At 32.6% G+C, this 21,519-nt stretch carries 19 protein-coding genes, 3 tRNA genes and 1 pseudogene; 4 read left to right on the top strand and 19 right to left on the bottom strand.

Annotated features, from left to right (window positions below):
• Positions 1–65: 65 nt before the first annotated feature.
• Both B8869_RS07880 and B8869_RS07875 read left to right on the top strand, forming a co-directional pair.
• Complete coding sequence (locus B8869_RS07880; protein WP_084231113.1) at positions 66–1,367, top strand: glutamate-cysteine ligase family protein; 1,302 nt, start codon at positions 66–68, stop codon at positions 1,365–1,367.
• A complete protein-coding gene (locus B8869_RS07875) occupies positions 1,360–2,673 on the top strand; it encodes a glutathionylspermidine synthase (protein WP_084231112.1) in 1,314 nt (437 codons plus the stop codon). The genes B8869_RS07880 and B8869_RS07875 overlap by 8 nt, the downstream gene beginning before the upstream one ends.
• Before the next feature lie 74 nt (positions 2,674–2,747).
• Here the strand turns inward: B8869_RS07875 and B8869_RS07870 are convergent, their stop codons facing one another.
• Positions 2,748–3,926 (bottom strand): Na+/H+ antiporter NhaC family protein, encoded by a 1,179-nt coding sequence (locus tag B8869_RS07870; protein WP_234989828.1) that lies wholly within the window; start codon positions 3,924–3,926, stop codon positions 2,748–2,750.
• Positions 3,927–4,230: 304 nt separating this feature from the next.
• On the opposite strand from B8869_RS07870, the gene B8869_RS07865 reads away from it, so the two are divergent.
• A complete protein-coding gene (locus tag B8869_RS07865; protein WP_084231111.1) occupies positions 4,231–4,707 on the top strand; it encodes a COG2426 family protein in 477 nt (158 codons plus the stop codon).
• 57 nt (positions 4,708–4,764) lie between these two features.
• On the opposite strand, the gene B8869_RS07860 is transcribed toward B8869_RS07865, so the two are convergent.
• From B8869_RS07860 to B8869_RS07775, 17 genes and pseudogenes are all read right to left on the bottom strand, one after another.
• Entirely contained in the window at positions 4,765–4,980 is a 216-nt protein-coding gene (locus B8869_RS07860; RefSeq protein ID WP_084231110.1) for a hypothetical protein, read from the bottom strand.
• Between the two features lie 107 nt (positions 4,981–5,087).
• Entirely contained in the window at positions 5,088–6,074 is a 987-nt protein-coding gene (locus B8869_RS07855; protein WP_084229742.1) for an IS30 family transposase, read from the bottom strand.
• A gap of 181 nt (positions 6,075–6,255) precedes the next feature.
• A complete protein-coding gene (locus B8869_RS07850) occupies positions 6,256–7,059 on the bottom strand; it encodes a class I SAM-dependent methyltransferase (protein ID WP_084231337.1) in 804 nt (267 codons plus the stop codon).
• Between the two features lie 75 nt (positions 7,060–7,134).
• A complete protein-coding gene (locus B8869_RS07845) occupies positions 7,135–7,497 on the bottom strand; it encodes a hypothetical protein (protein ID WP_084231109.1) in 363 nt (120 codons plus the stop codon).
• Positions 7,498–7,688: 191 nt separating this feature from the next.
• Positions 7,689–8,324: a DUF5301 domain-containing protein gene (locus B8869_RS07840; RefSeq protein WP_084231108.1), complete on the bottom strand. Its 636-nt coding sequence runs from the start codon at positions 8,322–8,324 to the stop codon at positions 7,689–7,691.
• 89 nt (positions 8,325–8,413) lie between these two features.
• Positions 8,414–8,515 (bottom strand): hypothetical protein, encoded by a 102-nt coding sequence (locus B8869_RS12505; protein ID WP_412458532.1) that lies wholly within the window; start codon positions 8,513–8,515, stop codon positions 8,414–8,416.
• A gap of 193 nt (positions 8,516–8,708) precedes the next feature.
• Positions 8,709–9,284, bottom strand: coding sequence for a hypothetical protein (locus B8869_RS07830; protein ID WP_084231107.1), 576 nt, complete (start codon positions 9,282–9,284; stop codon positions 8,709–8,711).
• 90 nt (positions 9,285–9,374) lie between these two features.
• The gene (locus tag B8869_RS07825; protein ID WP_084231106.1) at positions 9,375–9,566 is read right to left on the bottom strand and encodes a transposon-encoded TnpW family protein; all 192 of its coding nucleotides are present in this window, start codon (positions 9,564–9,566) and stop codon (positions 9,375–9,377) included.
• 433 nt (positions 9,567–9,999) lie between these two features.
• On the bottom strand, positions 10,000–10,515 hold the full coding sequence (locus B8869_RS07815) for a hypothetical protein (protein WP_084231104.1): 516 nt from the start codon (positions 10,513–10,515) through the stop codon (positions 10,000–10,002).
• 566 nt (positions 10,516–11,081) lie between these two features.
• Positions 11,082–11,348, bottom strand: a complete 267-nt coding sequence (locus tag B8869_RS07810; RefSeq protein WP_084231103.1) for a hypothetical protein — start codon at positions 11,346–11,348, stop codon at positions 11,082–11,084.
• 175 nt (positions 11,349–11,523) lie between these two features.
• Positions 11,524–13,260: pseudogene (locus B8869_RS07805) on the bottom strand (recombinase family protein); the annotation flags it as partial.
• A gap of 84 nt (positions 13,261–13,344) precedes the next feature.
• Positions 13,345–14,694 carry an 8-oxoguanine deaminase gene (locus B8869_RS07800; RefSeq protein WP_084231102.1) on the bottom strand — a complete coding sequence of 450 codons (1,350 nt, stop codon included), beginning with the start codon at positions 14,692–14,694 and terminating at the stop codon, positions 13,345–13,347.
• Positions 14,695–14,794: 100 nt separating this feature from the next.
• Positions 14,795–14,870: transfer RNA gene (locus B8869_RS07795), tRNA-Phe, on the bottom strand.
• A 35-nt stretch (positions 14,871–14,905) separates the two neighbouring features.
• A tRNA-Ile gene (locus B8869_RS07790) sits at positions 14,906–14,982 on the bottom strand.
• Between the two features lie 7 nt (positions 14,983–14,989).
• Positions 14,990–15,080, bottom strand: a tRNA-Ser gene (locus B8869_RS07785).
• 84 nt (positions 15,081–15,164) lie between these two features.
• Entirely contained in the window at positions 15,165–16,958 is a 1,794-nt protein-coding gene (locus tag B8869_RS07780; RefSeq protein WP_084231101.1) for a homoserine O-acetyltransferase/O-succinyltransferase family protein, read from the bottom strand.
• Between the two features lie 431 nt (positions 16,959–17,389).
• Positions 17,390–18,376 (bottom strand): IS30 family transposase, encoded by a 987-nt coding sequence (locus tag B8869_RS07775; RefSeq protein ID WP_084231100.1) that lies wholly within the window; start codon positions 18,374–18,376, stop codon positions 17,390–17,392.
• 178 nt (positions 18,377–18,554) lie between these two features.
• Between B8869_RS07775 and B8869_RS07770 the strand changes: the two genes are divergently transcribed.
• The gene (locus tag B8869_RS07770) at positions 18,555–19,787 is read left to right on the top strand and encodes an ISL3 family transposase (RefSeq protein ID WP_234989815.1); all 1,233 of its coding nucleotides are present in this window, start codon (positions 18,555–18,557) and stop codon (positions 19,785–19,787) included.
• Between the two features lie 185 nt (positions 19,788–19,972).
• Here B8869_RS07770 and hutH read toward each other — a convergent pair whose 3' ends face one another.
• Positions 19,973–21,511 (bottom strand): histidine ammonia-lyase, encoded by a 1,539-nt coding sequence (gene hutH / locus B8869_RS07765; RefSeq protein WP_084231098.1) that lies wholly within the window; start codon positions 21,509–21,511, stop codon positions 19,973–19,975.
• Positions 21,512–21,519: the final 8 nt, after the last annotated feature.

The following is a 21,519-nucleotide window of genomic DNA, read 5'->3' as shown; positions in this document are numbered from 1 at the left end:
TTTATTTTTCTTAATATATTCCATCTCTATTTTTGGGTATAAGTAATCGTAAAAAGGAGGTTCAAATGGACTACAATAAACAATTAGAACGTATTATAAATTATTTTAAAAATGGTGAAACCAAGCATGAAGATTATACTGTTGGTTTAGAATTTGAACATTTTGTTCTAAATAAAGATACTCTTGAGTCTATTTCTTACTATGGTGAAGATGGCTTAGGAGAAACCATGCATGAAATCTGCGATAGTTTAAATGCCAAACCTTATTATAACAACGAATCCATACTTGGTTGCGACACGGATAAGTTTTCCATTTCTATTGAACCTGGTGCTCAGTTTGAAATCAGCATAAAGTCTCAACTTTCAATAGAAAAGTTGTACCAAGACTATATCGAAACACTAAATCTTATTTTGCCAATTTTCGCTAAGAGAAATCAAATTTTAGTTCCTTTGGGATATAACCCTGTGTCTAAGATTGAAGATATAAAATTAATTCCTAAAATTAGATATAAGCATATGTTTGAACATTTTAATTCACTTAATAAAGAGAACAATATGGGTTGGAATATGATGAAAGGTACTTCTTCTGTGCAAGTTACTATAGACTATTCTGATGAAGCGGATTGCATAAGAAAATATTTCTTGGCAAGTGCCATAGCTCCAATTTTGTATGCGGCTTTTGACAATGCATATATTTTTGAAAAAGAACCTTATGCAAACTACAATGTCAGACAAAGAGTTTGGGAGAAAACCGACAAGTCTCGTTCAGGGCTATTGGATTTTGCCTTTGAGGATATGTCTTATGAAAGATATGCTAAATTCATTTTAGACACCACTCCTATATTTGTTGAAGAAAATGGCGAGATTATAAATGTAAATAAAAAGCTCTTTAAGGAACTTTTTGATCCTGAAAACGGAACTGACGATGAAATCTTCCATGCAATCTCAATAGTGTTCCCTGATGTGAGATTGAAAACTTATTTAGAATTCAGAATGATGGATGGAGTAAACTATCCGACTAACTTTGCCATAATCTCACTTATAAAAGGTCTTTTCTATTCAGAAGAAAGTTTGAGTGAGTTGGAAAAGATATTTAGAAGTACAACTTATGAAGAAGTTATGCAAACTAAATCAGACACTCTTCTACACGGTTTAAAAGCCAATTACAAGGGAATAACTATTTTAGACCATCTTAAAAAGCTATATGAATTAGCTTACAATGCTTTAGGTGATGAGGCTCACTTCCTCGCTCCTATAAAAGAAATCATAGATAGTGGCAAATCTCCTAAGGATGTCTTTGAAGATATTTACAAATCTGAAGGCCTTAGAAGTGCAATAGAATACAATAGGATTGATAAAAATGTTTAATAAAAAATATGCAGAAGAATATATCTCACTTGTAAAAAAAGATAGAGAAAAATATTATAAAGATTATTTAAAACTCCTTGATGATGTTGCTCATTCAAATGCAATATACAAGGAAAAACCTGTGCCAGTGACTTACCAAGGTCTATTTTATGACCAAGCTGATAGAGAAAGCTTTTCTCATCTCTCATCAGTGCTGATGAACATCACTCAAAAAGTAACTAAAGAGTATTTGAAAAATCCAGAGTATAGAAAACTCTTTGGTTTCTCTAAAGAGTTAGAGGAATTGATTTTACACGACCCTGGCTATGACATAACAGTTCCTATCGCAAGATATGATGTGTTTTACAATGGCCCTGATAAGTTTAAATTTATAGAATTCAATACCGATGGTTCAAGCGCCATGAACAAGGATAACACTGTTGGGGATATTTTAATCGACACTCTTGCCATGAAAGAGTTTAGAAAAAAATATGATATCGAATGTGTAGATATGTTCCGCCCTTGGATTGAAGAATCAACTAAAATCTATGAACAAATTCACAATAGAAAACCCAACATTGCAATTGTCGATTTCTTAGACATCGGTGCAACTTATGAATTTAAAAAATTTAGACAGCTATTCATAGAAGCTGGCTACAATTGTGAAATGTTTGATATAAGAGATTTAACTTATCGAGATGGCAAGTTGATGGGAGACAATTTTGAAATTGATATGGTCTACAGAAGAGCCGTGACCGTAGAATATATGAAGCACTATTCTGAAATGAAAGAATTCACTAATGCCTATATGGACAATGCTTTTATGATGATAGGTTCTTTTAGAAGCCAAATAATGCACACAAAATTAATTTTCAAAATCCTACTTGACCCATTCACTCAAAATATCTTGACTGATTATGAAAATAAATTTTTAGAGGAACATATTCCTTTTACAGATTATTTTAGCCAAGATGTCTATGCAGAAGTTTTAAACAACAAAGATGAATATATTATAAAGCCTGTAGATGACTATGCTAGCCATGGTGTATACGCTGGAAGAGGTTTCCCTGTTGAAGAATGGAAAAAACTCTTAGACGAAGCTTTAGTTTCTGACTATATTTACCAAAAATATTATGAAATGGATCCGCTACCTTTCTTGGAGTTTGACGACTCTGGAGAAATTAGCGTTGGAGGATTTACAGCTGTGCTTGGTATGTTCATATACAACGGAAAGTTTATAGCCCCTTACACTCGTATAGGTCAAAACTCTACCGTTGGCGGAGCTGACAAACACTATGTAGCACCAAATATGTTTATAAAAAATTAAATTAAAACCCAGGAGATTTTTCCCCTGGGCTTTTTTTATTAAAGGACTTTTAAAAGTTCTTTTTTATTTGTTAATTATAGTAATTGTGTTACAAATCCACCAACCACTATTAAAGGTAATCCTATAAATATAATCTGTGGTATACAAGTGTCTCTGATGTGGTCATGTTGCTTGTCTACACCAAGTCCGGCTGTAGGTCCTAAAGTTGTATCTGATGCTGGTGAACCCGCATCTCCACAAACTGCAGCTATTGTAACTAAAAGTATAGTTGCCTGTGGTGAGAAACCTAACTTCATTGCCAACGGAACGTAAATTGCTGATATTATAGGAACTGTACCAAATGATGTACCAATTCCAAGAGTAATTAATAAGCCAAGTAATATCATTATATACGCTGACACTAGTTTTGAACCGCCAAGCACTCCCGCAGCTGATTCAACTATCTTATCTATTGCACCCGAATTTGTAATTACATTTGCATATCCAGCTGCTAATAGCATTACAAATGCTATGAATCCCATCATGTGAATTCCGCCATCAAGCATGTCTTGAATTTCATTGAATTTAATAACTCCTGTTGCAACTATAAATACAAGTCCGCAAAGAGCTCCTAAAGGTAATGAATTAGTCATGATTTGCACAGCAACTGTAATCACACCAGCGATTAGAATAAGCCAATGGTTTTTGTCAGACTTTACTTCTTTGGATTCATCCGCTCCAACTACAACTCCTGAAACTGTGGCATACTCTCTGTCTCTTGAGAAGATAATTACACCCACTGTTACACCTATTCCCATTATAAGGGCTATAATCCAGTTAGTTGAGATTATCATATTTCCATTTATTGCAAGTCCTGCTTTTTTAAATGAAGTTATTATAAGATCGTGGAATATTGCTCCATATGCTATTGGAAGAGTTATATATGGTGCTTTAAGTCCAAATCCAAAACTTATGGCGAGCATTCTTCTATCAACTTTCATCTTGTTCATAAGACCAAGTAGTGGTGGAATTAATATAGGAATAAACGCTATGTGTATAGGTATAAAAGTTTCTGCCACTACTGCAAACAACATTACTATTATTGCTAATATAAATTTATTCCCTCTTATTAACTTACCAATTTGTCTAGCCATAACTTCAGCTGCTCCACTCTTATTAATACAATAAGCAAGAGCTCCAAGTAAAATGTAACTAAGGGCTGTATCAGAATTCGCTCCCATACCGCCAACTAAAAGCTTCATAGTTTCGCCAATCGGTATACCCGAGGTTACTCCGGCTACTATAGCCGCTACTATAAGTGAAAAAATACAGGAATCTTAACAAGACAGAGTCCTGCAAGTACTATTACAGATAGTACCACTGGGTTTAATAAAATCATCTTCTTTCTTTTCTCCTTTTTCTGTTCTTCGATTTATCAAGATAAATCGATACCGCTATATGTTTAATGTTTATTATATCTTTATTATACCCAGTTTTTTATACAAACTCTATTCTTATTGTTCTTTATGTGTTTTACTTTTTAATTTTTTATATGCTATCATAGTCTAAGGTGATGTTTTGGAAAATATAGTTTACTTTTTAACTGAGCAAATTCCAATTGAGCTTGCCGTATTTTTTATATCAATGGTGCCATTTATCGAAGTTAGAGGAGCTATTCCAATTGGTGTTGGACTTGGAATTCCACCAGTTGAAGTGCTTGCAATAACTTTTTTTGGTTCTATAATACCAATGCCATTTTTGATAAAATTTATAAGACCTTTATTCAATTGGTTAAAAAAGAAAAATTTACTTTTAAAGTTTGTGCATAAAATGGAGATGAAATCAGATTACAAATGGGAGCAAATTAAAAAATATGAAATTTTTGCGCTGTTTATATTTACAGCCTTACCTCTTCCTGGCACTGGCGTTTGGTCTGCCAGTTTGATGGCTTCTCTGATGAATCTACGCCTTAAAAACGCAATCCCTACCATTATATTGGGTAATGGTGTAACAACCATTTTAATAGCCGTTTTAAGCCATGTGATTATAAATTAAAAAGCTTTATTATAGATTTGAAATAAGTTTCTATAATAAATCTTTCTTTTTATCTATTTAATTTTTTACACTCATATAGATTGTATGTCCTAAAATTTTAATCTCCAGTCCATCTATATATCCTATTTTAGAATTTAAATCCAGAGTATGAAGCCTCGTCACCTCATAGATAGCTGCTCTATATCTAACGCTGCCTCCGTCTTTAAGATTAATTGGAATTGGAATTAACATTGCGAGCAAAAAAAGTTCTATAATAAATTTATTTAACTTCATTTACTTCATGAAGCGTTTTGTCAAGTATCTTTTTATATTTATGGACGTTCTTTCTATAAAGAATTTTAACTTTTAGACAAGACGAATTGTCAAATCAAATGCAACACCTATGGTAAGAGACCAAAAAGTTCTTCTTTAGGTGTTTTATATTTTATACATTTTCTAGGTCTATTATTCATTAAACTTAAGTTATAATTTAATTCATCAATATTCACTTCTGATAAATCCATACCCTTAGGATAAAACTCCCTCAAAAGTCCGTTACTATTTTCATTTGTACCTTTTTGCCATGCACAATAGGGATCACAAAAATAAGTTTTGCATCCTAATTCTTTTTCTATTTTCTCAAATTCTGAAAATTCTTTACCTCTATCAAAGGTTATTGTTTTTACTAATTCTTTTGGATAATCTTTTAATGCATTTATTATTGCTGGTGTTACGCTTTCCGACTTTCTATTTTCAACTAGGATTGCTATATAATATCTAGATTTTCTTTCTGCTAAAGTTACGAAACAACATCTACTTTTCCTTTTATGATCTAATCTGCCTGATTCCACTGTATCTGCTTCCCAGTGGCCTAATTCTTGCCTTCTGTATATCTCTTTAGGTCTTTTCTTAATTGTTCTACCTTTATCATTGAATTTTCCTCTTTTTTCTGCTGGCCTTTTAAATTTAGCTTTTCTTCTCAAATTTTTCATACTAGTTTTTGGCAGCTTTTTGGCGTGTATCATTCTATATATCGTTGATGTAGATGGTAATTCATGAATCTCATTTGTGTTTCTATTTGATATTTGTTCAGGGGACCAATGTTCGTTAATCTTTACAGTTAAATAATCAATAACATCTTTAGAAAATTTACTTTTTCTATGGCAGTCTTTTCTTCTATCAATATATTTATCATTTGCCTTTATCGGAAAGTACTTAGTGTAACTTCCCCTACTAACTTTTATCTTAGATGAATTTCTTTTAATTTCTCTAGATATTGTACTAGGTGACCTTTTAAGTGCTTGTGCAATTTTCCTTATACTCATTCCTAAATTTAAAAATTGGTAAATACAAGATCTTTCTTCTATGGTAAGATGGTTATAGCTCATAGTTAATCACTCCTTTTAATATGTTTTGTTTGGTCACTTACATATTAACACAGCTGATTAGCTATGAGTTTATTTATGTTGCACTTGTTATGATAAATTATCACAAGAAAAAAACAGTAAACCTTTTTTGATTTACTGTTTTCCTGTTAGCTTTATTAAAATTTATTAGTTAGCTATTGGGTTAGAAACTCAAATGTATAATTTTTGTTCTGTTTAACTTATCCGCAAAATACATATATATTCTTGTTTTTAATTTCAATCCCTTACAATGCTTTAATGCTCCATCAAAAAAGCCTGTAACTTCTACTAACCCTGTATTCGTGCAGCTTGCAAATTCTTTTGGGTCATCTACGCTAAAATACATTTGTGCGTCTTCATTTCCCGTTTGTTTTACATATTTATTAGCAAGCTCTAATCCCTTGTAATTTGTTGCGTCAAATATCAATTCTCCGTTAGGAATCAATGATTTCATGCCCTTAATCATATCTACAATTTTTTCTTTATGAAAATATTGATATACTCCTGCAACTACAATCATTGTCGGCAAAGAAGTATCTATTTCTTTTATCCAATCAAGAGTAAACATATCCACTGCTATCAATCTTTCATTATCGGCATTTCCTAATACTTTTTTTCTTAGTATTATGACATCCGGCAAATCGATTTGATAGAAATTAACTTTAACATTTTTTATGCGATTATATGCTGTTTCCAATCCTGCCCCTAAAAAGACAATATTACATTCATTGTTTTTTTCGATGAAACTAATAATTTTTTTGTCCATCGTTTGTTGTCTGCAAACACTTGCCATATAAAAATATTCAGTAGTATTACTTTCTATACTGTTTGTGGGTATATGTTGTTTTAAGGATAATGCTTTTTCATCATAGAAAAAATCAGGAAATTTTTCAGACGCATAAATTCTTGCTATAAGAGGAATATATAGAGTATCTGCAACACCGCTAAGCAACTCATTTTTGTTCATCTCCATTTTCCTCCTTTCTCATTTTATTTTGCAAGTTATGTGAAACTAATTATTTTCATAATACCACTTTCCCACTTAGTTGTATATCTCTAACTCATTCTGTTTTATCTGCGATAGTCGCTTTTCTTGTACCTGTAATTGCTCTATACAAACCTTAACTTTTTCTGCCTGTTCTACTTCTTCTCGTATTTCTAATATTTGACTGTATAGGTTCTTTTTCTCTTTCTTCAAAGTAGCAAGTTCTGATTTCCATTTGCTGATGGCTAAGGTCTTGCTTTCTGTAAATATACTTTCAAAGACTGCTCCTTTTTCATATATCCTTTTATCTCTCTTTTTTCTTTCTTCCTGTTTCTGCTGACTGATGAGCTTTTTTCTTTTGTTTTGTAACTGCTTCATTTCTTCATCTGCCACTAAAATTTTTTCATCTATATTTTTCATATTCCGTTTTCCTCTCTTTCTAAATTTGAGCAAATAAAAAACAGTAAACCGATTTGATTTACTGTTCCTGTGTTAGTTTTTATTAAATTGTTAATTCAGCAAGTTAGGATTTGTCTACTTTAATATTTTTATTCAATAATTTCACAAACGCTAAAAACATCATTAGATTCAATCAATATACTTTTTTCATCCTATTTAAATATTTTTGCCCCTATTGGATAAATGTTGCTCGTGAAATTTTCATCTTCATCATTTAAAGTTTTTGATAAAGAGCCTTTCGAGCCTTTGATTTCTCCTAAAAATTCCATATCACCTAATTTAACTGCTCCCAAATCTCTAACCCAACCATAAATTTCATCGTTTATTTTAACCATAGGTTTATAAGTTGCTTCTGTTCCAGCTTTTATATTATCGCTTTCACTAATCAACCCTATAATATTATTAAAGATTTCTTCTTTTAAATCCCAAATCCCCTGATATGGCTGTTCAACATAACTATTACCATTTTTCTGATATATATATGCTACACTTGGACTTTTTTCTGCACCTTTGTGATAAAATTTTACTATAATATAGTTTTCAATGTTCGTAGGTTGGTCATTTACACTCTTAGCATTAGTACCTTTTGAATTATCTTTTATATCACTAATCAGCTTTGATATTTCTTTTTCATCAATAATTTTGTTAGCAGTCTCAGAAGCATTACCCATGATTTCAATTTCTGGTATATTTTTAGCTTCTGGTAACACTATTTCTTTTTTATTTCCACAAGCAGTTAAAGCTAATATACAACTCAAAACTAAAACTATTCTAATATATTTTTTCAATTTTTGTCCTCCTCCCACTTCTATATTATTTAGTATAATAGCATATTTTAAGTATTTTTCCCACTGTCCAATTTCCTACTCACTCGCTACTATTTCCTCTTAGAATGAATTACCTTAAACAGTTTATCTTGAAAAGTTTTTTTGCTCTTTTTGTCAAAATATATCTCTGTTACAAAAGTCTTTCCATTTATCTTCTTTGTAAGAATCCCATCGGGCTTTTGATGTTGTAGTTGTTCTTCTGTCTGTATTTCTTTAATATCTATTTTTTCATTTTCTCGTTTCCTCCCTTTCTAATTTTGAGTAAAGAAAAACAGTAAACCTTTTTTTGATTTACTGTTCCTGTGTTGGTTTTTATTAAATTGTTAGTTCAACAAACTGGGGCGGTTAATTTCGTTGTTCAATAATTTTGGCGATAAACATCTCTAAAAATTCTTTTGAATTTCTCCATCCAGCACCATCATTTTCCCCAGAGAAATCAAACCCAGATATTTCAGTTAATGCTTTACTACAAACCCATTCATACATTCCAGCCTTTTCGCTTTTATATATTATTAGAAACAATGGTTTCATCGCCTTTTTACCCAATGATATGACATTATTATATTGTTTTGAACTCATCACATCGTCATACCATTGTCCTGTCAGCCAATAATTTTTATCCTTTTGCCCTTTTTCATCGATTTCTTTACATACATCTTGTAATTGTTGAGCTATATATGTGAGAGTCTCTTCATCTATGTTTTTTATCAGCAAATCTTCATTCACGCCATTTTTATTCACTTCTATCCAAACAACCTCTTCTTGTTCTTCTGAGTTTTTTTCAAAACTAATGGAATTATGATTTTCTGTTTTAGTTTCATCCTTATTATTGCTTGAGGTATTCAAATTATTGCAAGCTGAAAGAAACATCACAAAACAAACTATTACAATCATAAAAGTATAATGTTTAATGTGAATCATCTATATCCTCCACAAACTCTAATTCTGTTTGTTAATATTAACTTATATAATAGCCTTTTTAAGGCTTTTTTTCTACCCCAGATTTCCCACTTACTCGCTATTATTTTCCTTAGATTGTATTACCTTAAACAGCTTATCTTGAAATGTTTCCTTGCTCTTTTTGTCAAAATATATCTCTGTTACAAAGGTCTTTCCGTTTATCTTCTTTGTAAGAATCCCATCTGGTTTTTGGTGTTCTTCTGTCTGTATTTCTTTAATATCTGTTTTCTCATTTTCTGCCATTTAGTTCCTTCTCTCGACTTGCACAAAAAAAGATTTCCTGCGATTAGGAAACCTCTTTTGCTTGGGTGATATTTGATGTTAGTTGTTATTGTAGTTTCTTTTTTGCTCTATACTCTCTTGCTAATTTTGAACCTAAGAAAAGAACAGTAAGTCTTTTGTGGTTTACTGTTCTTTACATTTGTCTTTTTTATCGTTTTTTTATTTGAAGCTATTTTCTATTAAAAATTGCACTTGTCCTAATGGGATATTAAATATTATACCGTAAATAGACATTCCAAGTAGCAATATTGCAACAACTATGCCTATTTTATAAATACACTTGTTACTAACTTTAGATTTTTTTACTTTTATATTGATATAGCTATATACGAGAAACACCGTAAACATAAAAGTCAAAATATAATTTGGTAACATACTCATTATACTTTACCTTTTATTTGCAAAATTTATTCCAAAACTCAACCCAGTCACTGTGTTCTTCTCTTTGGTCAATGTAAGTGAATGTTTCTTCGTCATACCAATCGTGATTTACTATATCGTCAATAGTCTTAGGAACAAAAAAGTTGAAAAATTCTTTCTTGAATGAGTTTCCGTATTGTAGATAATAGGAACCTATCATCTTGGTGAAATTAGTTTTCTTTACATCTTGTGGTCTATAAAGAAGCGCTTCACCAACCTGAGTTAAATCAGGGCTTACCTCAAGAAAAACTAAACTTAAATCGCTTTTTTTATAGCCAAGTATAAAACTTCTGTACTTATAGGAAACAGTACGAAGTACCGCAAAATTAGCTCCACCTATATCTTCTGAATAAGCATAGATTATTTTATATTCGGAGCCATTATCTACTTTCCTATCAAAGATTTCTCTCATCAACGACTTGTTTCCATCACTTTTTGCTTTATCTAGTTCAACTTCTTTTTTTCCTCCAAACAGTCCGAATAGCGCCATTTTTTGTTCCTCCGTTCATTTTGTTTTTGAATATAATTGTATTTTATTGTACTACTTTTTAGTTATTTTTTCTATCACTTTTTATCGGGCATCAATTATTTTTTCGTTTTTCATATTGTAGTAGTGGTCAACCTATTTATTGTTTATTAATTCTTTTTAGAATGTGTCACATTAAACACTTTATCTTGAAAAGGTTCCGTGTTCTGTTTGTTAAGAGATATCACTGTTACAAATGTTTTCCCATTTATTTTTTGGTAAGAATGCCATCAGGCTTTAGGCATTTTGACTTTTCTTCCAGTTGTATTTTTTATTCACTGAACAACATATATTAAATTGTTCGTTTGATAAACAGAGATTTATTTAATTAGTTTTTAGTTTAGGTAATTCTGATTCATTTGCTTGTTCTGTAATAAGTTCTTTATTTAGATTAGACCAAAGCCATCCAATATTAGCTCTTGTAAAGTAATTTTCTTTCTCTAAGTTTGAACATAGTGTTCCGTTTTTAACACTAGATTCTGTATAAATCAGTTCATAACTTGTTCCATCAGAGAGGTTAAAACGAAAACTTAAAACCGAAGCATCAGCATTTTTATCAAGTTCTTTTTTTCACACTCTAATCCTTGGAATACATCATGTATATGCTGTATATCTTTTTTCTTTGTAACAATTTTCTTTCTCGCATTTTGTGGAACACCTTCATAATTAAACATTTCAATATTTTTGATATCAGAAGATTCAAATGGCAATTCTAAATTTTTTTTATCATCTTTCATACAACCGAAAAGATACAAAACACAAACAAACGTTAATACAATTATAGATAATCCTTTCATAAAATCACCTCGTTAACTTCAAATTTATGTATCTGTATTACTACTAATAGTATCCCATATTTATACTCTTTCTCACAGCTTTAAATAGGAACTCTTTCTTTTTGTTATCCTTTTTTCTTTTCCCTGTAACTGCTCTGTGTAGGTCTTAACTTTTTTTGTAAGAGTGTTGTAGGGGAGTCATATGCCCTACGATACGCTCGTGCTTTTTCTTTCTTTGCTTCTTCTATTTCTTCCCTCATCTGTAGCATTTCTTCTTTTGTCGGCTCTATCTGTTTTGTCAGTTCATTTTCAAATTTTCCGATATAGTTAAAATAAACCTCTATTCGCTGAACAACATATTTTGCTCTTTTTACATCTCTTTCATGGACTACGATTTTACTGATAAACTCATTGATAATGGTTGGGGTAAGTTCTTCAAAGTTGGAATAGCTTTCTGCAAGTCTGATAAATCTCTTTGCTCTTTTGTTTGCATTTTCACATTCGGATAAGCGTTCTTTGATTTCTTCTTTTTCTGCTTTTAAGGTGTAATATTCTTCTGCATACTTTCTTGATAACTGTTCATAGCGTTCTGTATCCATATTTCCAAGTGCATTATCCTCATAGAGCTTATTCATCACTCTTTCTATCTGTTCCATTCGGTCTGTGATTTGGGGCATACGCTTTTGATTTTTCTTAACTTCTTCGGTCTGCTCTTTATACAGACTCTCTTTTACAAGTTTCTCAAATTCTGCTTTGTTTTCCAAAGAATACTGTGCTATCTTTCGCAAGACTTCTGCGATATTTTCCATAACCTCATCAACATCAATGCGGTGTGGGGAGTTGCATTTGGGGTGCTTTGCTTTCCCTTTGGCATATTCACTGCAATAGGTTACATGCTGTACTCTTCCATTTTTGTGTATGGTGCGAATGTGCATTTTTGTTCCGCAATCTTTACAGTACATCAAGCCTGAAAGTGCGTGAATTTCTCCATCTCCATTTGGTCTTTTTACAGGTGCATTTTTTAACATACGCTCTACATTTTCAAAGGTAGTTCTATCTATTATCGGCTCATGGACATTTTCCGTTATTTGCCATTTGCTTTTATCTACATAATGGTTTCTCTTATCTCTGTAATGCTTTTCGGTCTTGAAGTTGACTACATCACCACAATACTCTTGTCTTTTCAGTATGCGTGTTATGGTTGCTTTGTTCCAGTTATATCTGTTTTCTTGGTTTAGTGGTTTGTTTTTTGCTGTTCCTCTGTTTTGCTGTTTCATATAAAAGGTTGGAGTTAGTATTTCTTTTTCTTTCAGGTAAACAGCTATCTGATTTCTGTTTTTCCCCTCCATAAATAGCCTAAAAATGAGTTTTACAACTTCGGCAGCTTCTTTATCGACGATCCAATAATCTTTGTTCTCAGGGTCTTTTATATAGCCGTATGGGGCTTCTGTTGCGACAGGCTTTCCGTCTGCTCCTTTGGTCTTTATTCCTGTCTTTACTTTCTTGCTGATGTCTCTTGCATACCACTCTGACTGTTGATAAAGGGGGCAAATTCCAATGTGTTTTGGTCAATGCTATCTATTCCATTATTGATAGCGATAAAGCGTACATTGTTTCTTCTAAATATCTCCATCGCATTTCCTACTTGAAGATAATCTCTTCCCCATCTTGTCATGTATTTCATGATGACAATACCGATTTTACCTTGTTCTACATCGCTTATCATCTGTGTGTAAGCGGAACGGTCAAAGAACCTACCGCTTTCGTCATCGTCGATATAGTGGCGAATGTTTATCAGCTTTTTATCTCTTGCATATCTTTCTAAAAATGCTTTTTGATTTACAATACTATTACTCTCGCCACCGTCTCTATCTTCGTCACCAACTGAAAGGCGGGAGTATAGTGCTGTGATTTTGTTATGATATTCTATCATGGTATTATCCTCCTTTTCTCGTGTCTATATATCACTCCTGTTCAGTTAATATTATGCAACCCACCTTACTTTAAACGATTCTGTTTAAAATTGCATTCTCTTTGACTCTTGATAAACTTTCATGGAAAGTTCTTCTTCATCTACTCCAACAAGCTCTCCCTTGTCTACCAATACCTTTCCATTTACAACTGTGTAATCCACAGGAGCTTTTATTCCAACAGTTCCAAGCATACTCTTTACATCAAATGTCGCTCCGGCTATTTCCAATCTGTTTTTATCTACTGCAAAGAAGTCTGCAGCCATACCTTCTGCTAAATAGCCTATGTCTTTTCTTCCAAGTAGCCTTGCACTTCCACGAGTTGCCATTTTTAAAATATCATATCCTGTTGGAGCTTTATCGTGGTATGTCAATCTGTGTAATAAATATGCAACTCTTATCTCTTCAAGCATACTTGAACCATCATTGCTTGCACTTCCATCTACTGCAAGCCCAAGTGGCACATCTAAATTTAGCATTTCCGGTACACGCGCCACACCTGAAGACAATTTCATATTTGAACAAGGGCAATGAGCCACACCTGTCTTAGTTTCCGTCAACACTTTTAGTTCTTCATTGTTAAAGTGTATGCCATGTGCAAACCAAACATCATCTCCAAGCCAGCCCAACTGTCTCATATATTCTAAAGGTCTAACCCCTCTTTGAGATAGTGTAAAATTCTCTTCATCCTTAGTTTCAGCAAGGTGAGTATGAAGTCTAACTCCCAAATCCCTCGCCAACTTTGCAGATTCTATCATCAAATCCGCTGTTACACTAAAAGGTGAACAAGGTGCCAACACAACTTGATTCATAGAATACTTCTCTGGATTGTGGAACTTTTTAACTATTCTTTCCGAATCTCTCATTATTGCATCTATACTTTGAACTACCGAATCCGGAGGTAGCCCCCCATCTTTTTTGCTAAGATCCATGCTCCCCCTTGAAGACACCATACGTATTCCCAAATCCTCGGCAGCTTCAAATTGTCTTTCTATAAAATTCTCGCTATTTTCCGGAAAAACATAGTGGTGATCAAATACAGTTGTGCAACCATATTTTGCAAGTTCAGAAAGCCCTGACATCGAACTGTAGTATATTGAATCTTCTGTTAGATTTTTCCAAATTTCATATAGTACATTAAGCCAATCAAATAACTCTAAATTTTGCACCTGCGGTAAATTTCTAGTTAAAATTTGGTACAAATGGTGATGTGTGTTGATAAGTCCTGGATAAACTATCAAATCTTTACCATCTACCACCACATCGGCACTATTTTCTTCACTATTTAAAGATTTTATAACCCCATCTTCCACAAACATATTCACATTTTCTAAAACTGCATCGCTATTGTTGCAAGTTACTATTTTATGTACATTTTTAAACAATAAAGTTCCCATAACACAACTCCCTTATCATAAAATATTTATACTTATCTTTATACTTTTCTTACCTAATTGCAAGCACAAAAAAAGAGACAACCTTTAAAGATTGTCTCTTTGGTGCCCAGAGCCGGAATCGAACCAGCGACACGAGGATTTTCAGTCCTCTGCTCTACCGACTGAGCTATCTGGGCAAATGGTTTGGGTATATTATATTTTAAAAATATAATGGTGGGCCTTCGGGGACTCGAACCCAGGACCTACCGGTTATGAGCCGGGCGCTCTAACCAACTGAGCTAAAGGCCCAAACCATTGGCGGAGAAGGAGGGATTTGAACCCTCGCGGCCCTTTCGAACCCTACTCCCTTAGCAGGGGAGCCTCTTCAGCCACTTGAGTACTTCTCCAATCCATCGTTATCGACGAACTACTTTATTTATTATAAGGGAGACCCCCTACCTTGTCAACACTTTTTCAAAACTTTTTTTAATTTAGTTTTTTATTATCGTTCCCTCATCATCTGGCGAGTTTGTATTTAGTATTCTTATAGTTATATTCTTGCTCTTAACCGGCTCTATTGCATCCTTCTGATACACTTGTGCCCCGGAGTTCACTATATCCACCAACTCTTGATAGTTCATGTTCCTTATAGTCTTTGCATCTTTATTTAACTTAGGATCTCCTGTCATTATACCATCAACGTCCGTCCAATTCTCATAAATTTCTGAATTTAATGCACTAGCTATTATAGAACCTGTATAGTCAGAACCCCCACGCTTAAATGTCCTTATGTTTCCAAACTCATCACTTCCATAAAATCCTGGCACCACAACTTTTGACTTACAACTTATCACCTCGACTATCTTTGAATAGCTCTTTTCATAGTCCACATTTCCATCTGCATTAAATACGATTAAATCCTTAGCGTCTACAAACTCATAATTCAAATAATCCGCCATTAACTTTGCATTTAGATATTCACCCCTACTAACTATAAATTCTTTCGATACAGAGGCTTTTATAGATTTAAAAACACAATCTATTTCATCAAAGCAGATTTCACTTTTAAGTTCTTTTGCTATATTATAAAATCTTTTCTTAACATCATTTAAATTACTTTTAAGTTCACTTCTCTTTTCTGCTAATTCTATTTCCATTTTCCTTATCAAATTAGATAAATCTCTTGTCTCTAAATTTAAATTTGCAATGTCTATTAGACTATCCGTAACCTTTGTGTCCTCTCTGTTCCTCTTACCGGGAGCAGAAACTACAACCACATCACTCTCACTCTTTAACTCAATTATATTTTTTACTTTTGAAAATTGACTTGCATCACTAAGTGACGAGCCACCAAACTTAGCAACTTTTTTATTTTTTATCTCCTCTATGTTATATGGTGTCTCTTGATACACGCAGTAATTCAACCAATTTGAAAAGAATAAATTTCCAGCAGCTTTCCAGCTCACCTTTATTCCCTTAGCTACATCATCTCCTCGGTAGTAATTTACAGGCAATTTTATATCCAAGTTCTTGTTTAAGTCTCTAACATATTCATCATTTAAGGTTTCTCTATCATATTCCCAATGCCCAAAATTAAAAATAAATCTATAGTCCTCACTAACTATAATTCCCACTCCAGCATCTTCTCTCTTTGCCAAAATTTTTAATTCACTTATATCTTTTACTTGTTCAGGTTTTACATAGGTATATCTTGACGTCGGCACACTGAATTCATCGTCAATTCCCTTTAAAATTTTGTCATCTATTTCCTTTTCAAATTCAAAAACCCCAAATATTTTTTCTTCTGACACATTATGTTTAATTCCATAGTAATGATAAAGAGCAGCTTGAGCTGACCAACATATAAACATAGTTGAAAATACATTTTCTTTTGCATAGTCCAAAATTTGTTTTAACTCATCCCAATAGATAATCTTTTCATACTCCAACTTTTCTACAGGAGCTCCGGTTATAATCATCGCATCGTATTTAGAATTTTTTATTTCATCAAATGTTTTATAAAATTTATTTAAGTGTTCAGCTTCAGTATTCTTAGGTTCATAAGAGCCCATTTTTATAAGATCTATATTTATTTGCAATGATGTATTAGACAACATCTTTATAAGTTGCAATTCAGTTTCCTTTTTCTTTGGCATTAAATTTACAATAGCAACTTTTAGAGGTCTTATATCTTGCGTAGATGCTCTTTGTTCATCCATCGTAAAAATCTTTTCTCTGCTAAGTACATCTTCTCCAATTAAATCTTTAGGTATTATTAACGGCATACTATCCCTCCAATATTTCAGTTCTACTTTAGATAATAAAAAAGAGCTCTCGTATAAGGACGAAAGCTCGTGTAACCACCTTAATTTTTTATTAGCTCACACTAATAAACTCAATAGGTATCTATCAATACCCTTTGCTGTAACGGGCAATCCCGTACTTGCCTAACTATTTAGCAAGTCCATAAGAAGGCCATGTTCCCGATTTCAAACTCCACTTCTTTCACCACAACGAAGCTCTCTTTGCTCATTCTCAAAAGGTACTCTTCTTCTTATTCGTTTAAATTTATTATTTGTTTTAAGTATGGTAGCATTTTATTTTTTTCGAGTCAACGATTTGGAAAATGGTTTTAATAGGCTCTATAATATCTGTTGGGGAGTAAATCCCTAACAGATATTTTTATGCAGACGAATTGTCAAATCAAATGCAACACCTATGGTAAGAGACCAAAAAGTTCTTCTTTAGGTGTTTTATATTTTATACATTTTCTAGGTCTATTATTCATTAAACTTAAGTTATAATTTAATTCATCAATATTCACTTCTGATAAATCCATACCCTTAGGATAAAACTCCCTCAAAAGTCCGTTACTATTTTCATTTGTACCTTTTTGCCATGCACAATAGGGATCACAAAAATAAGTTTTGCATCCTAATTCTTTTTCTATTTTCTCAAATTCTGAAAATTCTTTACCTCTATCAAAGGTTATTGTTTTTACTAATTCTTTTGGATAATCTTTTAATGCATTTATTATTGCTGGTGTTACGCTTTCCGACTTTCTATTTTCAACTAGGATTGCTATATAATATCTAGATTTTCTTTCTGCTAAAGTTACGAAACAACATCTACTTTTCCTTTTATGATCTAATCTGCCTGATTCCACTGTATCTGCTTCCCAGTGGCCTAATTCTTGCCTTCTGTATATCTCTTTAGGTCTTTTCTTAATTGTTCTACCTTTATCATTGAATTTTCCTCTTTTTTCTGCTGGCCTTTTAAATTTAGCTTTTCTTCTCAAATTTTTCATACTAGTTTTTGGCAGCTTTTTGGCGTGTATCATTCTATATATCGTTGATGTAGATGGTAATTCATGAATCTCATTTGTGTTTCTATTTGATATTTGTTCAGGGGACCAATGTTCGTTAATCTTTACAGTTAAATAATCAATAACATCTTTAGAAAATTTACTTTTTCTATGGCAGTCTTTTCTTCTATCAATATATTTATCATTTGCCCTTATCGGAAAGTACTTAGTGTAACTTCCCCTACTAACTTTTATCTTAGATGAATTTCTTTTAATTTCTCTAGATATTGTACTAGGTGACCTTTTAAGTGCTTGTGCAATTTTCCTTATACTCATTCCTAAATTTAAAAATTGGTAAATACAAGATCTTTCTTCTATGGTAAGATGGTTATAGCTCATAGTTAATCACTCCTTTTAATATGTTTTGTTTGGTCACTTACATATTAACACAGCTGATTAGCTATGAGTTTATTTATGTTGCACTTGTTATGATAAATTATCTGCAAAAAAATTGCACTTATACGCTTTTAGTCCTAAACTTTAAGTAATCAACAACAAAGCTTGGAGGTGCATATAAGTGCAAAATAATAATATCATGAATTTGTTTGGTTTTAAAGATGTAGTTTTTGATAGTGTTGATGAGAGTAATAATTTTGTTAATGTTCACGCTTCTGTTTCTAAGATGTCTATTTGTCCTCATTGTGGTTCTAAAAAGATTTGGGTTCATGATCATAGAATTCAAAAGATTAGGGATACTCACATCCGAGGTAAGAAATCTTTGATTTTCTTAAAGAAAACTAGATATGATTGTAAGTCTTGTGGTTCTCGTTTTGAGAGGAATCTTGATTTTATTGCCAAAGGTCATACTATGACCAATAGACTTGTTTTTGCTATTGTTTCTGAGTTTGATGAGGTGTATTCTATATCTTCTATTGCTAATAGGTATAATGTTTCTTCAAACACAGTATTAAGAATTTTAAATTGTTTAAGTGCTTCTAGAGATAGGCTATCAGAAGTATTATGTATAGACGAATTTAAAGGTGATAGTGGTAATAACAGGTATCAGACTTCTCTTCTTAATGGTGATACTCATAAAATTATTGATATTTTACCTTCAAGGGATAAAAGTTCTTTAGCTGAATATTTTAAAAGGATTCCTAGTATAGAAAAGAGAAATGTTAAATTTTTTGTAAGTGATATGTCTAAAGCATTTAAATCAGTTAAGAAATCATTCTTTAAAAACGCAATACATATCATAGATAGGTACCACTTCATAAGACAAGTATCCTGGGCATTAGAAAATGTTAGAAAGAGAATACAAAAGGATGTATCATCAAAGCTTAGGAAATATTTTAAAAGAAGTAAGAGTTTAATTACAAAACCTGCCTCTAAGCTAACTTCAGAACAAGCTAATGAAGTATCACTTATGATTGAACTTAACAAGGAATTAAAAGAAGCATACAAGTTAAAAGAATTGTTCTACTGTGTGCCCTGTGGGTACCAGTATGTACTTAGTCAGCCAAACAAAACTAGAGCTAAAAAAGCTTTAAGAGAATGGATAAAAAGAGCAGATGAATCAAAATTAAAAGAATTTAAATCTTGTATCACTTCTTTTAATAACTGGTTTGAAGAAATATGTAATTCATTTGATTACTCTTGGTCAAATGGACCTCTTGAAGGAACTCATGCAAAGATAAAAACATTAAAAAGAAATTGTTTTGGTATGAGAAATTTTGACTTGTTTAGAAAAAGAATTATGTTTTCATGTAAGTATAGATTAGGAAAACGGGAAAATTTGCAAAACCCCTAGGGGTTTTATTTGCTATGCTTATTTTTAGTTGTTTTTTGCTATTTTAGTTTTGATATCTTTATTAGCGTCTATGTGCCCATTTTTACATAAAGAAAGAGACTCGAGTTAACGAGTCTCCCCAATATTTGACATAGAGCCATAAAAAATACTTCCTAGAATTCTAGGAAGTATAATTATAAACTTAATTATTTAATGTCAAGAGCTACTTTTTCTTCTACAGCTTTAACTATAGATTCATTTACAAGAGCTTCTGTCATTTTTTCAAGTTCATCATAGATTTCGATGTCTTTATCATTTTCAATAAAGCTTACAGCTTTTCTTACTGCATCATAAGCTGCTTGAGTTCCAACACCAAGTTTGAATCCTTCTTCTTTTCTGAAGTCGATAGCTTGAACTGCTGCCATGATTTCAGTAGCAACGATACGTCTTGAGTTAGCAACGATATCTCTTGCTTTTCTTGCAGCTATTGTTCCCATAGATACGAAGTCTTCTTGGTTTTCACAAGATGGGATTGAGTCAACACTTGCTGGATGAGCTAATACTTTGTTTTCTGATGCAAGAGCTGCTGCTGCGTATTGAGTGATCATGAATCCTGAGTTTAGACCAGGGTATTTTACTAAGAATGAAGGGAAATCAGATAGTTGTGCGTTTACTAATCTTTCAACTCTTCTTTCAGATACGTTACCAATTTCAGATGCTCCAATTCCTAGGAAATCAAATGGTTGTGCCATTGGTTCTCCGTGGAAGTTACCACCAGAAATTACTTCTGTGTCAGAAATGATGATTGGGTTGTCAGTTGCTGCATTGATTTCGATTTCAACTTTTTCTTTTACATAAGCTATTGTATCTTTACTTGCTCCGTGGATTTGTGGGATACATCTTAATGTATAAGGGTCTTGTACTCTTATATCAGCTGTGTGAGTTAGGTAAGTTGAACCCTCAGTTAATGCTCTCATGTTTTTAGCTGTTGCTAAACATCCATTGTGAGGTCTGATTGTGTGAAGTTTTTCATAGAATGCATCTATAATACCTCTGTGAGCTTCTAATGAAAGTGCTCCAGCGATGTCTGATAATTTTAGAAGTTGGATTGCATCATGTGTTGCAAGAGCTCCGATAGCTGTAAGAACTGTTGTACCATTGATTAGTGCAAGACCTTCTTTTGCTTGAAGTGCTATAACTTCAACACCAGCTTTTTCCATAGCTTCTTTACCTGACATAAGTTCTCCATTGAAGTATGCTCTTCCAAGTCCAAGCATAGGAAGTACCATGTGAGCTAAAGGTGCTAAGTCTCCACTTGCTCCTAAAGAACCTTTTTCAGGAATATGAGGAACTACTCCCTTGTTTAACATATCAAGAATTGTGTGAACTGTTTCAAGTCTGATTCCAGAAACTCCCTTTACTAGTGAGTTGATTCTGATAAGCATGATAGCTTTAACTTCATCTTCTTTTAATGGTTCACCAAAACCACTTGAGTGAGTTCTGATTAAGTTTTCTTGAAGTTGAGAAGAATCTTCTTTAGAGATACTTACTTTACAAAGAGAACCGAAACCAGTTGTAACTCCGTAAACTACTCTTTCTTCTTCTACAATACCGTCAACTATTGCACGAGATGCTTTTACAGCTTCTTCTTGTTCAGGTGCTATTTCAACTTTAGCGCCGTGTCTTGCAACTGCTACTACTTCTTCAAGAGTTAAATCTCTACCATTTAAAATTACTTTTTCCATTTTTTCCT

Source organism: Peptoniphilus asaccharolyticus DSM 20463, assembly GCF_900176115.1.
Classification (GTDB): domain Bacteria; phylum Bacillota; class Clostridia; order Tissierellales; family Peptoniphilaceae; genus Peptoniphilus; species Peptoniphilus asaccharolyticus.
This window is presented reverse-complemented; position numbering and strand designations above follow the sequence as displayed.

What these genes read in the sequence shown, in the direction of transcription:
- B8869_RS07880 (WP_084231113.1), top strand. Translation starts at nt 66, where the DNA reads ATGGACTACAATAAACAATTAGAACGTATTATAAATTATTTTAAAAAT.
- B8869_RS07875 (WP_084231112.1), top strand. Translation starts at nt 1,360, where the DNA reads ATGTTTAATAAAAAATATGCAGAAGAATATATCTCACTTGTAAAAAAA.
- B8869_RS07860 (WP_084231110.1), bottom strand. Translation starts at nt 4,980, where the DNA reads ATGAAGTTAAATAAATTTATTATAGAACTTTTTTTGCTCGCAATGTTA.
- B8869_RS07855 (WP_084229742.1), bottom strand. Translation starts at nt 6,074, where the DNA reads ATGAGCTATAACCATCTTACCATAGAAGAAAGATCTTGTATTTACCAA.
- B8869_RS07850 (WP_084231337.1), bottom strand. Translation starts at nt 7,059, where the DNA reads ATGAACAAAAATGAGTTGCTTAGCGGTGTTGCAGATACTCTATATATT.
- B8869_RS07845 (WP_084231109.1), bottom strand. Translation starts at nt 7,497, where the DNA reads ATGAAAAATATAGATGAAAAAATTTTAGTGGCAGATGAAGAAATGAAG.
- B8869_RS07830 (WP_084231107.1), bottom strand. Translation starts at nt 9,284, where the DNA reads ATGATTCACATTAAACATTATACTTTTATGATTGTAATAGTTTGTTTT.
- B8869_RS07825 (WP_084231106.1), bottom strand. Translation starts at nt 9,566, where the DNA reads ATGGCAGAAAATGAGAAAACAGATATTAAAGAAATACAGACAGAAGAA.
- B8869_RS07815 (WP_084231104.1), bottom strand. Translation starts at nt 10,515, where the DNA reads ATGGCGCTATTCGGACTGTTTGGAGGAAAAAAAGAAGTTGAACTAGAT.
- B8869_RS07810 (WP_084231103.1), bottom strand. Translation starts at nt 11,348, where the DNA reads ATGAAAGGATTATCTATAATTGTATTAACGTTTGTTTGTGTTTTGTAT.
- B8869_RS07800 (WP_084231102.1), bottom strand. Translation starts at nt 14,694, where the DNA reads ATGGGAACTTTATTGTTTAAAAATGTACATAAAATAGTAACTTGCAAC.
- B8869_RS07780 (WP_084231101.1), bottom strand. Translation starts at nt 16,958, where the DNA reads ATGCCGTTAATAATACCTAAAGATTTAATTGGAGAAGATGTACTTAGC.
- B8869_RS07775 (WP_084231100.1), bottom strand. Translation starts at nt 18,376, where the DNA reads ATGAGCTATAACCATCTTACCATAGAAGAAAGATCTTGTATTTACCAA.
- hutH (WP_084231098.1), bottom strand. Translation starts at nt 21,511, where the DNA reads ATGGAAAAAGTAATTTTAAATGGTAGAGATTTAACTCTTGAAGAAGTA.